This is a genomic window from Microbulbifer flavimaris (assembly GCF_001641755.2).
GTDB lineage: Bacteria > Pseudomonadota > Gammaproteobacteria > Pseudomonadales > Cellvibrionaceae > Microbulbifer > Microbulbifer flavimaris.
The window spans coordinates 631384-644227 of sequence record NZ_LRFG02000001.1; the positions used below are offsets into that span (position 1 = coordinate 631384).

The window sequence follows — 12844 nt, forward strand, 5'->3', positions numbered from 1 at the left end:
GGGCCGCCGGGATTTCCCCGCAATTGGTACGTCGCGTCCCAAAAACTCTCTAAGTTATTGTTTCGTAAGGATAAAATGATCACGCCTAAAAAATGTGCAAAATGCTGGGAGCAAGGAATATCGCCGCTTGGCGCGACCTTTTCCCGGTTCATGCACAAAGTTATCCACAGAAGTTGTGGAAGAAGCCGGGCGGCCCGGGAGCCATGACCTTTCCTGCGTTCATCTTGCCGAGCCGCTGAAAATGAGAATTTGTGGTCTGGGCGCTAGACCTTGTCTCTGATTCGGCCTAGGCTTCGACCCCTGAAAACGGGGACGCGGTTCAGCTTCGAGTCAGGTCGAACCGGGATACTCTCCGGTAGCTTTCGGGGCATAGCATCTTTGCCCGGCAAGACCCGTTCATCCAATAAAGCGTTAGGAGAACCTTAGATGAAAAAATTGGTAGCAATTCTCGCACTGGGCTCACTGGTCGGTTGTACCAGCATCGATCCGTATACCGGTCAAACCAAGACCAGTAACACCGCCAAGGGTGCCGGTGCCGGCGCTATTGCCGGGGCCATCATCGGTGCGGCTACCGCCAGCGACAAAGACCGCAAGAAAGGCGCCATCACTGGTGCAGTCGGCGGTGCGGCAATCGGCGGCGGTGTTGGCTACTACATGGATCGCCAGGAAGCGGCTCTGCGCCAGCGCCTGGAAGGCACCGGTGTGCGGGTCCAGCGCGAGGGCGACAACATCCGCCTGATCATGCCGGGCAACATCACTTTTGCCACTGACCGCGCAGATATTCGCACTGACTTCTACGATACCCTGGACTCCGTGGTGATCGTGCTGAAAGAGTTCAACCAGACGGCTATCCGCGTGAGCGGCCACACCGACAGCACCGGCTCTGATGTCTATAACCAGACGCTGAGTGAGCGTCGCGCCAACTCCGTCGCCAGCTTCTTCACTGGCCGCGGCGTGGCCAGCGGCCGGGTGCAGGCAGTTGGTTATGGGGAGCGTTACCCGCTGGCGAGCAATGACACCGATTCTGGTCGTCAGGCCAACCGTCGTGTCGAGCTGGAGTTGCTGCCGCTCAAGTAATGTGAGACAAACGAGCAGCGCCCAAGGCACTGCAAGCGCTGGCGAGTGATCCCGGTGCAGAAAGGGGCGCCCTGGCGCCCCTTTTTATTGGTTGCCAGAACGGCCGGACACGGAAGTTTTCAACAAGGAAGCGGGGAATTGGCGATGAATTCAAAAGCTGGTCAATGGTTGGGCCCGGCAATGGCCCTGGGGCTTCTGTTTTGGCTGCCAGCGTCGCTGGCGGAGGACGGCGCCGTTGCCGAAGCCGGCACTGAAGCCACCACTGAAGTCCCCACAGAAGCCACGACAGAACCGACGAGCGTAGCCGGTGCAGATACACTGGCCGGCCGTTTCGCCGAGGCCGCCCTGGTGGCGCAGGTGCAGATCTCCGGTATTCACCGGGATATCGACAACGCGCTGTCCGAACCCGGCATGGTGGCTGTGCGCGGCTACGTATACTCGGCGGTGTCACGGCGGGTATGGAAGGGAGAGGTTACACAGCTGCTGGCTTTTCGGCTCGGCCTCGACGCCTGCCAGAACAAACTGCGGGAGGGCGAGCGGTATATTATCTTCGCTTCCCCCGATACATACGGCCGCCTGCAGCTCGCCAGCTGTGAGGCCGCAGTACCCGAGGTGGACGCGGCCAGTATGCTGGCCCAGCTGGATCGCATTGCCAAGCAGGGTTGATTGATTCCATCCTCAAAAGCCGCCACCGAAGCGCTCACCATACTTCACTCTTTGCGGTCTCACGAAGGGACCGCACCCCTCTTTTAAAACCTATCCTTATAACGGCTAGAACGCTTACAGCGATCGAGACTTTCTGAGTGGAACATTGTTCCTTGAAGAACGCGAATGCCGGGTTATTCTTATCAATATTGGCGTGAGCTTCTTCTGTCTGGCGACGGGCATGGATTTCGCTCTCGCGCCATTGGTCTGGAACCGACTGAGAGGCAGCTGCCACATGACGGTCTCCAGTGTCGCGATCACGCAACAGCCAGGGGTCACAAGGTGGGTTTATGAAGAAACTACTGCTTCCACTGATAATTTTGCTGCTGATAATCGGCTATTTCATGTCTCGCGGAGGCGATGACACCGCTAAGGATGCCTATGACTCGATGGAGTCTCCATCCAGTGAGTCCATGCAGGATGACTCGATGGATACACCGCCGGATGGCATGGGTACCCCGGATTCCACCACACCGCGGGAGCCGGACCAGCCCGATACGGTCCCGCCGGGCACCGGCGACATGACGCCACAGGACAAGAGCCTGGGGCAGGAAGCCGAGGAGGCGCTCGAGGCCACCGGTGAGGTGATTGACCGCGCCGCCGAGGAAACCGGTGAAGCGCTGCAAGAGGCGGGTGAAGCCACCGAGCGGGCCGTCGAAGGCATGGGCGATGATCTTAAGCGGGCTGGCGAGGCGACCGAAGAGGGCGCCAAAGAGGCCATGGACGAGCTCAGCGGAGATAAAGACCAGTCCGGTGACCAGCCCCAGTAAAATCAGGGAAACTGATCTCATCGGACTTTCGAGTGGCAAAGTGAGCGCCGCTGCCGCGATTTTGTCGCGGCAGCGGCTATCCTTGTATTCATGATCCAACACCGATGGCACCGGGATCACCAGATCCTTGAAATCGAGCCAGAGGGCCCCCTGCAGCAGTCGGACTTTCGCACCCTGGCCGCCCAGGTGGACCCGCTTCTCCGTGATCAGGAGTTGCTCGCTGGTCTGCTGATCAATGGCCGGCACTTCTCGGGTTGGGAGAATTTCAGCGCGCTCGTCGAGCATCTCCGTTTTGTCCGCGATCACCACCGTCATGTGCACAAGGTGGCGGTTCTGTCTGATCAATCCCTTCTGAGGCTGATGCCCGCACTGGTCGGCCATTTTGTCAGTGCCGAGGCCAGACCTTTCTCACAAGGCGAAAGGCAGGAAGCACTGGAGTGGCTCGCTTCCGCGGGTTAGCATCGCGGCCCTTCACAATGTCCTGAGTCCTGAGCGCCGTGATTGAGTCCCTGGCCGTAACCGCCGCAAGTGAATCCTGGGCGGTTAGCGCACAAACCCTCGCAACTGAACTGTCCCTGCCATACCTGGGCGTTGTGTCAGCGGTCGCTGTTGATGATTATCCGCAGCTTCTCGAGGTCGGGGAGACCCTGAAACTCTGCACGACCGGGCGCAAGGCGCCGGGCCCGGTATGGGTGGATTTCGTTGGCGGAGCTGCGAGCCATCGGCGTAAATTCGGCGGCGGTAAAGGGCAGCAGATTGCCAAGGCAATTGGGATTCGCAGTGGAAGTTATCCGCGGGTAGTCGACGCGACAGCCGGGCTCGGGCGCGACGCTTTCGTGCTGGCGTCACTGGGCTGCGAGGTGCTGATGCTCGAGCGCAACCCGGTCGTGCGCGCATTGCTTGATGACGGGCTGCGACGCCTGCGGGAGGCTGCGGAGGCGGACCCGGAGCTGGCTCCCATTGCTGCGCGCCTCTCGCTGGATGAATCCCGGCTGCCGGCAGCGGAGTGGCTCCGGCAGCAGCCGCCGGAATCGATTCCGGTCGTCTACCTGGACCCGATGTTTCCACAGCGCGAGAAAAGCGCCAAGGTGAAAAAAGAGATGGTGGCATTCCACCGGTTGGTGGGGGCCGATGAGGATGCGGACGGGTTACTCGACCCGGCCTATGCGGCCTGTTACTACCGCACCGTTGTCAAACGACCGCGCCTCGCCCCATTCCTGGCGGGGCGGAAGCCGTCACTCTCACTGGAAGGAAAATCCGGCCGCTTTGATATCTATACACGGCATGGAATGTCTCGCCATGGACCATCCCGCAACGAAAGCCCCGCCAATCAGTGAAACGGCGGGGAAGGGGACCGATCGATAGGGCGGCGTAGGGGCGTCGGGAGAATCCTGCAGGGCCGCGGGTCAGCAGTTCACCGCGTTTACCGCCAGCCCACCGAGTGAGGTTTCCTTGTACTTGCTCTGCATATCGATGCCGGTCTGGCGCATGGTCTCAATGACGCTGTCGAGGGGAACGATATGGGCTCCGTCTCCCCGCAGGGCGAGGCGGGCGCCGTTAATGGCCTTGACCGCGCCCATGGTATTGCGCTCGATGCAGGGCACCTGTACCAGGCCACCGATCGGGTCGCAGGTGAGCCCGAGGTTGTGCTCCATGCCGATTTCAGCGGCGTTTTCGATCTGCTGATTGCTGCCGCCCTGTACTGCTGCGAGTCCGGCCGCGGCCATGGAGCAGGCGACCCCGATTTCCCCCTGGCAGCCCACCTCTGCGGCAGAAATAGAGGCATTGCGCTTGAACAGCATGCCGATGGCGCCGGCGGTGAGCAGGAATTTCACTACCTGCTCGCGCAGCTCGCCGTGTTCGGCGGGGTCATGGACAAAATTCACGTAGTAGGCAATTACGGCGGGAATCACACCGGCGGCACCATTGGTCGGCGCTGTAACGATACGTCCGCGGGCAGCGTTCTCCTCGTTGACGGCCAGTGCGTAGAGGCTCACCCAGTCCAGGATCGAGAGCCCCTGACGGCGCTCCTCCTGGGACTGTTTGCTCAGCTCCCGGTACATTTCTTCCGCCCGACGGCGGACTTTCAGCCCGCCGGGCAGGAGTCCCTGCTGGTGACAGCCGCGCTCGATGGAGGCTTCCATCACCTCCCAGATCTTCCACAGCTCGGATTTGATCTCTTCTTCAGCGCGGAATGCCTTTTCGTTGGCCATTGCCAGTTCGGCGATTGACCAGCCGTGCCGCTCGCAGAGATGCATGAGCTGTTCGCCGCTGGCAAACTCAAACGGCAGCACCGTAGCGATCTGATCCTTGTGCTCGAAGTCTTCCTCCGAGAGCACGAAGCCCCCGCCAATAGAGAAATAGCTGCGCTCGAAGAGCAGGTCAGCGCCGGCAAAGGCCCTGCAGGTCATGCCGTTAGCGTGCTGGGGCAGAAACTCTTCACAATGGAAGACCAGGTCGCGGTCGCGCATAAAGCCGATTTCGTGCACGCCGGCAAGGTTCAGCCGATGCTCTTCCTCGATGATCCGCTGCTTGTGGTCGATGGTATCCACGTCGACAGTGTCCGGCGCTTCACCCAGCAGCCCCATGAGCACCGCCATGTCGGTGCCGTGGCCGACGCCGGTCAGCGCGAGGGACCCGTACAGGTGCACTTCCACCCTGGTAACTTCGCCCAGTCGTGCCTGCGTTTGCAGATCCTGAACAAACTGGCGTGCCGCCACCATGGGCCCCACGGTGTGGGAACTGGATGGGCCGACCCCGATTTTGAACAGCTCGAAAACGCTGATACTCATAGGCAGCTGTGCTCCGCTATTGTGGCAACTTGGCAGTCATTCATGCGGGCAAATTCGCCGATGCGAGGCCCGCAATCAAGGGGATTGCCCCTATTCCACAGAATATTCTACCGTTGGCGTATTTGGCGGAGTTTGTGCATCTGATCGTCGCCACCCCGGGACAAACTATGGTGCATTCGCGACCAGAACGGCCCGTTTGGGCGCGGGGTGACCCTCAATGGTCTTTGCCGGGTCATCGGGGTCGAGGAAGTCCGCCAGAGACTCATAGCGCATCCAGTCGGTGCGCCGTTGCTCGTCGAGGCTGGTGGTGTCCATATCCACGGTGCGGGGATCCCTGAAACCGCACTTTTTCAGCCAGCTCTCCAGGGTGGCGCAACTGGGCAGGAACCAGACGTTGCGCATCTTGGCATAACGGCCTTCGGGTACCAGGCAGTCGCCCAGCCCGCCATCAATCACCAGTGTTTCCAGCACCAGTTGGCCCCCCGGGCGCAGGGTTTCCCGCAGTTCACGCAGGTGGTCCATGGGCGAGCGGCGGTGGTAGAGCACACCCATCGACAGTGTCGTGTCGAAGGCGCGCAGGTTGGCGGGCAGGGCCTCGATACCAAGAGGTAACAGATCTACCCGGCGATCCCATCCCAGGTATTTCTTCATCGCATAAAACTGCGCTACGTATTTCGCCGACGGATCGATGCCGATCACCTGTCGCGCGCCGGCCCCGAGCAGCCGCCAGCAGTGGTAACCATTTCCGCATCCCACATCCAGCACCAGGCGGTTTTCCAGCGGGGCCAGGTGGGGCGCGATGCGATCCCACTTCCAGTCGGAGCGCCATTCGGTATCTATCTGCAGGTCGAACAGTTTCCAGGGCCCTTTGCGCCAGGGGTGCAGGGCGCGCAGCGCACTCTCCAGTTGCGTGAGTTGTTCCGGTGTAATCTCCTCACCGGTGCCGGCGCTGACCTGCTGCGCCAGCTCCACAGAGGAGGGCGAGAGTGCCGGAAGGGCCTCCAGGGCCGCACGCCAGTCCGGCAGGTCGCCCCAGCGATGGGGGCTCAGTCCGGCGGACACCTGCCCGGGCAGAGTGGCGAGCCATCCGCGCAATGCGGGAATGTGCTGAAGGTCAGCGTAGAGGCGGGTGTAATCGATCATCAATGTGGGTTCTTCTGCTGACTGCTCGGCGATCGGTTCAATCGGCTGAACGTGCCTTGATGGCAATCATGGAGGCGAAATTGAAACACTGGAACCAGACATCGACACTGTTGAAGCCCACTCCCTTGAGGCGTTCCCGGTGGCAGTCCAGGGTTTCAGGGATCAGCACGTTTTCCAGTGATGTTCTCTTCTGGGCGATCTCCAGCTCGCTGTAGCCATTGGCGCGCTTGAAGGAGTGGTGCAGGTCGATCATCAGCTGCTCATGATCCGGATCGGTAAAGGCAACTTTTTCGGAGAGAATCAATACCCCACCGGGGCGCAGTCCATCGTGGATTTTACGCAGGATACTTTCCCGCTCCTCCACCGGGATGAACTGCAGGGTGAAATTGAGTACCACCACCGACGCATCCTCGATGGCCACATCCTGCAGGTTGCCGCAGATGAGGTTTACCGGGATCTGGCCGCTATCGGCAGCAAGCACCGCGCGGGCGCGCTCTGTCATGGCAGGGGAGTTGTCCACCGCGATGATCTCACAGCCAGCTGCGGGGATACGGTGGCGCATGGCCAACGTGGCCGCGCAGAGGGAGCTGCCCAGGTCGTAGCAGCGGCTCCCGGCCTGGGCATAGCGCTCTGCAAGGGTTCCGATCATCGCCACGATGGTGGTGTATCCCGGAACCGAGCGTTGGATCATGTCCGGGAATACTTCGACCACTGATTGATCGAAGCGAAACCCGGCCACATCGCCCAGCGGGTTTGCGTAAATGTTGTCGTGTTTACTCATTCGCTGTACCGCCACTCATCGCTCAGAGCTTCTCTTCCTCAAGGCCCAGTTCCAGTCCCGCCTCGCGGCCCTGGGTACCGGTAACCACCGCTGTGCTGGCCAGTTCGGGCTTGAGATAAGTGTTTCCGACTCGCTGCAGGTCATCGAGGGTCACCTCGGTGACACGACGGCGGAACTGCTCGCGGATTTCATGAGTGCGCCCGTATAGCTCGGAGTGGAATGCCTTCTTCGCTTCGCCGGCAGGGGATCCGGGTTTGTCGAGCCCGCCGACGACACCGAGGATTGCCTCTTCCACTTGCGACTCCTGGTGCTTGCCTTCCTGCAACCACTCCAGCGAGGCATCGAAATCCTTGAGCGTTTCCGCCATACGCGGATCGCGATAAGAGAAGAAGCGGAACACACCGATGTTGCTGTCATGGCCGGCGCCGCCGCCGTAGGCGCCACCCTGCTCGCGGATGGTGCGATGCAGGAAACCGTTGCGCAGGAAGCCGCCCAGCACGGCCAGGGGGGCGGCGTCCTCATGCACCATCGGTACCGTCGCGTAGGCTTTGGCGCAGAAGTTGACCTGGCTGTTGGCGAGCCATACCTGGTGGATACGGTGCGGATCAAACGGCGCGCTCGACATGGCTGCCTGCCCCTCCGCAGCGCTGACCAGTGGCATCAGGCCACTGCTGAATTCCGGCAGCTTGTCCTCTTCGCCAATGAGCAGGAAGCGACGTTCAGCACTGCGGATCTTGTCGTGAATTGCCTGGAGCTTCTGTGCCAGTTTTTCCAGCGCGTGCTGGTTGTCGAAACTGCGTGCCAGTGCCTTCAGCTGGCGAAGCCCCAGCAGGCCGCCGGTGGCGTGGCTTTCGAAGGCGGCGCGGTTGTATCCGGCGCTGGCGGCGGCCATCGCCAGGGCGTGGCCGCTGCCAACGACACCCTGCTCGCGACGAGCCAGGGTCTGCATCAGCAGTTCCTTGATGCGCGGCAACTCGTCAAAGCGAACCTCCTCGATGGTGGCCTGCATCAACTCAGTGAGGGCGGCCTGGTTCGGCGCCAGGGCCTTGCCGGAGAGCACGAAATGACCGCTGAGCTTGTGCAGGTCGTCTATGTCGGTGCGGCTGCTGCTGAAGCCGTGCAATGCCCCGGCAACGCGGGTCTGCCACTGTTGCACTTCCAGGTAGTCGCGGTCGCCGAGACCCAGTTCACTGAGCACCTGGCAGTAGTAGGGCAGCAGCTGTTTTTCTTCCTCGGTGAGGTCGGGCAGGGCACAGACCAGTTGCTGGTAAACCAGGCCGTTGGTACCGGCGCTGTAGCGGGTCAGTTTCTGTCGGCCCAGCTCAACGGTTTCGCCTTCCACTCTGGGCATTTCCGGCGGGATGTCCTCGACACCAACCTTGGGCAGGATGGAGGGATCGTCTTCCCGTTGCTGGCGGTCCAGCAGCGCTTTAGCAGTGTCGACGATCTGTTGTTTTTCCTCATCGCTGAGCCGCGATTTGACCTCCGCCAGGCGCGCTTTTTCTGCGGCAGAGCGCCGGTCGGCCAGTTCGTCGTCTGGCGACAGCACCAGCCGCACCCGGTGCTGGTTTTGCAGCAGCAGTTTGCGGGCGGTATCGGCGATAAAGCGCGGGTCCTTGATCTGTTCGCGCAGCTTTTCCAGGGTGGCGTCGATGTTCAGCAGGCCAATGGCGTCGCCGCGGTGGGTTGCACCGGTCAGCGCCGTCAGGATCAGCTGCAGACCGAACGGGAAGCCATCGCCGGTAATTTCGCGCTGCTGCAATTCCAGCTGGTGCAGGCTGGCTGCCACCTGTTCATAGGGGATGCCATTTTCGGCCACATCCTCGAGTACTGCGAGCACCTGTTTCTCGAACTCGTCTGCGCGATCCCGCTCACTGCCCTCGATGCCACAGACGAACACCAGCTCGCGTTGCGAGTCGTCCAGTCCCACCAGTGGCGAGGGAGCGGTCCCCAGGTCGGTGGTCTCGAGCAGTTTCATCAGGGGTGAGGCGCTGTTGTCGAGCAGCACTCCGGCAAGCAGGTGGGCCGTAAGTGCCTCTTCCAGGTCGGTAACATCGCCCAGCAACCAGCCAAGCACAATGTGGGTCTTTTCTTTCAGGCCCTCTTCGTCGCTGAGCGGGTAGTGTTCCTCTACGGCAACCGGGGACAGGTAGCGCTTCTCCCGGCCAACGGCAATGGTCTTGTTGAGCGGGTCGAAGCTGTGCAGTGCCTGTTCTTCAAACGCCGCCTGGTGGTCTGCTGCCGATATGTCCCCATAGGTCATGAAGATGGCATTGCTGGGGTGGTAGTGGGTGCGATAAAAGTTCAGCAGTTGCTCGTAAGTAAGCTCTGGGATATCCGCCGGTTCACCGCCGGAGTTATGGTGGTAGGTGGTGGTCGGGAACAGGTATTTGCTCAGGGTCTGCCAGAGCTGGGAGCTCACGGAGCTCATGGCGCCCTTCATTTCGTTGTAGACAACGCCCTTGTAGACCAGCTCGCTGTCGGGGTTTTCACTTTCGGCGAACTCGAGACGATGCCCTTCCTGGGCGAAGTCTAGCGGGTCCAGCTTGGCGAAAAACACCGCGTCCAGGTACACGTCCAGCAGATTGGCGAAGTCCTTGCGGTTCTGGCTGGCAAACGGGTAGGCAGTCCAGTCAGAACTGGTGAAGGCATTCATGAAAGTGTTGAGTGAACGCCGTATCATCATGAAGAACGGGTCGCGCACCGGATACTTGTCGCTGCCACACAGTGCAGTGTGTTCGAGAATATGGGCTACCCCGGTGGAATCCTGGGGCACGGTGCGCAGGGCGACCAGAAACACGTTCTCCGGGTTGTCAGCGGCAATGTGCAGGTGCTGGGCGCCGGTCTTGCGATGGCGATACTCGAAGACCTCCACGCCGAGGGATTCGATTTCAGCACTGGTAACCAGTTCGAAGGCGGGATGTTCGTTACTCAAGAGACAGCTCCGTGTGACTTTTTCTGCCGGGCGGCGCCTTTTCTGTCGTCGCCATACCCGGTCGGGTGCATTATTCGGTGCCGGGATAACCCCCGGGAGTCCGTTGCAGGGGCGCTATTCTACCGTCGGGAGGCGGCGCAAAAACAGTGTTGACATGGGGGCCGCGGGAGCGAAAACTGCGTCGCAAGCCGGCAGGGTAAATGTAGACGAACACGGAGAGAGAGGTTGACCTGGTTGGATATGGCCAGCTTGGCTGGTTTTTTAGTTACCTGGGCCGGTTACACGGTCTTTGCGCGTAAACGCGCCAAGGTTGCCTGGTGCCTGGCATCCTCGCTGCAGTGGTATCGGGTCGAATGGATGCTGCGTATGCTGGAGCGCGATATGCGCATGCCCGACACCGCGATCATCGGTAACCTGGAGCGTGTGATCGGCTTTTTTGCCTCCACCAGCATCCTGATCCTCGCCGGTCTTGTCACGGCTATGACCGCCAATAAAGCTGCGATAGAAGTGCTGAGCACGCTGCCTTTTGCAGAGCCGACCTCCGTAGCGCAGTTTGAGCTCAAGGTGCTGTTGCTGATCTTCATCTTTATTTTTGCCTTCTTCAACTTCACTTGGTCCCTGCGCCAGTACTCGTTCGCCAATGTCCTGATCGGTGCTGCGCCGGCCCCGGACTCGGAAGAGATGGACCAGGATGAGCGGCGCCGTTTTGCCATCAGTACTGCCAAGGTGATCGATCAGGCCGGGCACAGTTACAACTACGGCCTGCGCTCCTATTACTTCGCCATGGCCGTGATGGGGTGGTTTATTCACCCGCTGCTGTTTATTGCCGGCTATGTGACGGTGGCAATTGTCCTGTATCTGCGCGAATTCCGCTCCCGTACCCTGCAGTCGATCCTGGCCGCGGAGGGCAAAACCCTGAACCCGCCACGGGCCAGCTCGAATGGATAGCCGGCAGATACTGGAGGCATTTGACGAGGTGGCCAAACGGCGCGGTTGGAGCCGACTGCACACGCCCAAGAACCTGTCCATGGCACTTTCGGTTGAGGTGGCGGAGCTCATGCGCCATCTGCAGTGGCGTTCCGACGAAGAGATCCTGCAGTTGTTTGCCTCGGCCGAGGGCTGTACCGCCATTGCAGAGCTGGCGGATATCCAGATGTACCTGCTCAAGCTGGCCGATACGCTGGGTGTGGATATGGAGCAGGCGCTGGCTGAGAAAATCACCGAGAATCGCCGCCGCTGCGCGGCAGCTGAGGACCCGGGCGAAGAGGGCCCCGGGGGACCATCCGGGCGCTCATGAAAGATCGCAACTTCGACGACCTGGCGCACCGGTTTCGCAACCGTATCTACGGCGGCCTGAAGGGCGAAGTCCGGCTGGCGGTGCTCAACCGGGACCTGGCGCCGTTGCTCGGTGAAGGGACGCCGCGCCTGAGGGTGCTGGACGCCGGAGGTGGGCAGGGCCAGTTTGCCCTGGACATGGCCGGGGCGGGGCACCAGGTGACGATCGTCGATATTTCTGCGGCCATGCTCGATCAGGCGCGGGAACGGGCACGAGAGCGGGGCCTGCAGGGCAGGGTGGAGCTGCTCCACCGCTCGTTCCAGGCGCTCGCAGAGAGTGACTCCTGTGGCAGATATGATCTGGTGCTGTGCCACGCGGTGCTGGAGTGGCTGGCGGAGCCACAGGCGGCGATCGGTGCTCTGCGACGGTTATTGGCCCCCGGTGGCCATCTGTCGCTCACCTTTTACAATCGCCGCGCGCTGGAGTTTCGCCTGCTGCAGCGGGGCAGCTTTCGCCAGCTGGATCGAAACGTGGAATCCGGTCACTGGGGTGGGCATCCGGGCAGCCTGACACCACAGAACCCACTGCAATTGGAGTGGGTGCAGGACTGGCTCACCCAGCATGATCTGGCAATTGTCAGTCACAGCGGTATTCGCTGCTTCCATGATTACATGACCCCCACGATTCGCGAGAAGCTACCCGCCAGTGCCATTGTTGAGAAGGAGCTGGAGTACAGCCGCGTAGAGCCCTATCGCCAGCTGGCCCGCTACGTGCACCTGCTCTGTCGCAGCTGATTGGATTTGCGGTGTGGATCAGCGGTTCCGGAGGAGAAATTCTTTGGCCGCATTGATACGGGCCGCCAGGTAGTCATTTCCGCCGCGATCCGGATGCAGCTTCTGAATCAGCCTGCGGTGGGCGGCGATGATCTCATCCCGGGTCGCCCCTTCATTGATATCCAGGATCTTGCAGGCCTCCGCCGTGGTCATCGGCTGGTTCTGCTGCTGGGCATCGCTGTCATGTCTGCCACCCTCGCGATCCTGGCCGCTTTCCTGCTGCTCTTGCTTCTGCCGTTGCCGGGCCTGTGCCCGCTGGGCGATCAGTGGGGCGATCCAGGGGAGGTGACGGCCGAGCCAGCGCAGGGTGGTGCCGAGCACAGGCAGTACCAGCGCCACGGCAGCGCCGACCCAGTGCAGGCGGCCGGTAATTGCCAGCAGCACTGCCAGCAGGGCCACGGCGATCAGGGACCATTGCAGCAGCAGTTTGCGGCGCTGGTGGGGCGGGGTCGCCTCGAACTTGCGCCAGGCAACCAGCGCGAATATGCCGAGAGCAATCAGCAGGATAATTCTGGCCACAGGTTCGGCTTCC

At 61.2% G+C, this 12844-nt stretch carries 13 protein-coding genes; 8 read left to right on the forward strand and 5 right to left on the reverse strand.

Going from position 1 to position 12844, the window contains the following annotated elements; all coding sequences use genetic code 11:
• Positions 1–426: 426 nt before the first annotated feature.
• The 5 genes from AWR36_RS02870 to AWR36_RS02890 all read left to right on the forward strand — a co-directional run bounded on the left by AWR36_RS02870 (position 427) and on the right by AWR36_RS02890 (position 3889).
• Positions 427–1077, forward strand: coding sequence for an OmpA family protein (locus tag AWR36_RS02870; protein ID WP_067080612.1), 651 nt, complete (start codon positions 427–429; stop codon positions 1075–1077).
• Positions 1078–1221: 144 nt separating this feature from the next.
• Positions 1222–1743, forward strand: coding sequence for a hypothetical protein (locus tag AWR36_RS02875; RefSeq protein WP_141398460.1), 522 nt, complete (start codon positions 1222–1224; stop codon positions 1741–1743).
• Between the two features lie 329 nt (positions 1744–2072).
• Entirely contained in the window at positions 2073–2552 is a 480-nt protein-coding gene (locus AWR36_RS02880; RefSeq protein WP_067080619.1) for a prolipoprotein diacylglyceryl transferase, read from the forward strand.
• Between the two features lie 90 nt (positions 2553–2642).
• Complete coding sequence (locus AWR36_RS02885) at positions 2643–3011, forward strand: SpoIIAA family protein (RefSeq protein WP_067080623.1); 369 nt, start codon at positions 2643–2645, stop codon at positions 3009–3011.
• A gap of 38 nt (positions 3012–3049) precedes the next feature.
• A complete protein-coding gene (locus tag AWR36_RS02890) occupies positions 3050–3889 on the forward strand; it encodes a class I SAM-dependent methyltransferase (protein WP_096866607.1) in 840 nt (279 codons plus the stop codon).
• Between the two features lie 69 nt (positions 3890–3958).
• Here AWR36_RS02890 and AWR36_RS02895 read toward each other — a convergent pair whose 3' ends face one another.
• From AWR36_RS02895 to AWR36_RS02910, 4 genes are all read right to left on the reverse strand, one after another.
• Entirely contained in the window at positions 3959–5344 is a 1386-nt protein-coding gene (locus AWR36_RS02895; protein ID WP_067080627.1) for an L-serine ammonia-lyase, read from the reverse strand.
• A 165-nt stretch (positions 5345–5509) separates the two neighbouring features.
• Entirely contained in the window at positions 5510–6487 is a 978-nt protein-coding gene (cmoB, locus tag AWR36_RS02900) for a tRNA 5-methoxyuridine(34)/uridine 5-oxyacetic acid(34) synthase CmoB (RefSeq protein WP_067080631.1), read from the reverse strand.
• A gap of 37 nt (positions 6488–6524) precedes the next feature.
• A complete protein-coding gene (cmoA, locus tag AWR36_RS02905; RefSeq protein WP_067080634.1) occupies positions 6525–7268 on the reverse strand; it encodes a carboxy-S-adenosyl-L-methionine synthase CmoA in 744 nt (247 codons plus the stop codon).
• A 22-nt stretch (positions 7269–7290) separates the two neighbouring features.
• Positions 7291–10203, reverse strand: coding sequence for an insulinase family protein (locus tag AWR36_RS02910; RefSeq protein ID WP_067080638.1), 2913 nt, complete (start codon positions 10201–10203; stop codon positions 7291–7293).
• Between the two features lie 225 nt (positions 10204–10428).
• Here AWR36_RS02910 and AWR36_RS02915 point away from each other — a divergent pair, with 225 nt between their 5' ends.
• From AWR36_RS02915 to AWR36_RS02925, 3 genes are read left to right on the forward strand one after another with little or no spacing between them, the layout of a single operon-like run.
• Complete coding sequence (locus AWR36_RS02915) at positions 10429–11151, forward strand: DUF599 domain-containing protein (RefSeq protein WP_231745222.1); 723 nt, start codon at positions 10429–10431, stop codon at positions 11149–11151.
• On the forward strand, positions 11144–11500 hold the full coding sequence (locus tag AWR36_RS02920; protein WP_067080641.1) for a nucleotide pyrophosphohydrolase: 357 nt from the start codon (positions 11144–11146) through the stop codon (positions 11498–11500). Before AWR36_RS02915 ends, AWR36_RS02920 begins: the two co-directional genes overlap by 8 nt.
• Positions 11497–12273, forward strand: coding sequence for a methyltransferase domain-containing protein (locus AWR36_RS02925; RefSeq protein ID WP_067080645.1), 777 nt, complete (start codon positions 11497–11499; stop codon positions 12271–12273). The genes AWR36_RS02920 and AWR36_RS02925 overlap by 4 nt, the downstream gene beginning before the upstream one ends.
• 18 nt (positions 12274–12291) lie before the next feature.
• Here the strand turns inward: AWR36_RS02925 and AWR36_RS02930 are convergent, their stop codons facing one another.
• Positions 12292–12831 (reverse strand): DnaJ domain-containing protein, encoded by a 540-nt coding sequence (locus AWR36_RS02930; RefSeq protein ID WP_067080649.1) that lies wholly within the window; start codon positions 12829–12831, stop codon positions 12292–12294.
• Between the last annotated feature and the right edge of the window lie 13 nt (positions 12832–12844).

Excerpts from the sequence above, each read along its gene's own strand:
- AWR36_RS02870 (WP_067080612.1), top strand. The coding sequence starts at position 427 with ATGAAAAAATTGGTAGCAATTCTCGCACTGGGCTCACTGGTCGGTTGT.
- AWR36_RS02875 (WP_141398460.1), top strand. The coding sequence starts at position 1,222 with ATGAATTCAAAAGCTGGTCAATGGTTGGGCCCGGCAATGGCCCTGGGG.
- AWR36_RS02880 (WP_067080619.1), top strand. The coding sequence starts at position 2,073 with ATGAAGAAACTACTGCTTCCACTGATAATTTTGCTGCTGATAATCGGC.
- AWR36_RS02885 (WP_067080623.1), top strand. The coding sequence starts at position 2,643 with ATGATCCAACACCGATGGCACCGGGATCACCAGATCCTTGAAATCGAG.
- AWR36_RS02895 (WP_067080627.1), bottom strand. The coding sequence starts at position 5,344 with ATGAGTATCAGCGTTTTCGAGCTGTTCAAAATCGGGGTCGGCCCATCC.
- cmoB (WP_067080631.1), bottom strand. The coding sequence starts at position 6,487 with ATGATCGATTACACCCGCCTCTACGCTGACCTTCAGCACATTCCCGCA.
- cmoA (WP_067080634.1), bottom strand. The coding sequence starts at position 7,268 with ATGAGTAAACACGACAACATTTACGCAAACCCGCTGGGCGATGTGGCC.
- AWR36_RS02920 (WP_067080641.1), top strand. The coding sequence starts at position 11,144 with ATGGATAGCCGGCAGATACTGGAGGCATTTGACGAGGTGGCCAAACGG.
- AWR36_RS02925 (WP_067080645.1), top strand. The coding sequence starts at position 11,497 with ATGAAAGATCGCAACTTCGACGACCTGGCGCACCGGTTTCGCAACCGT.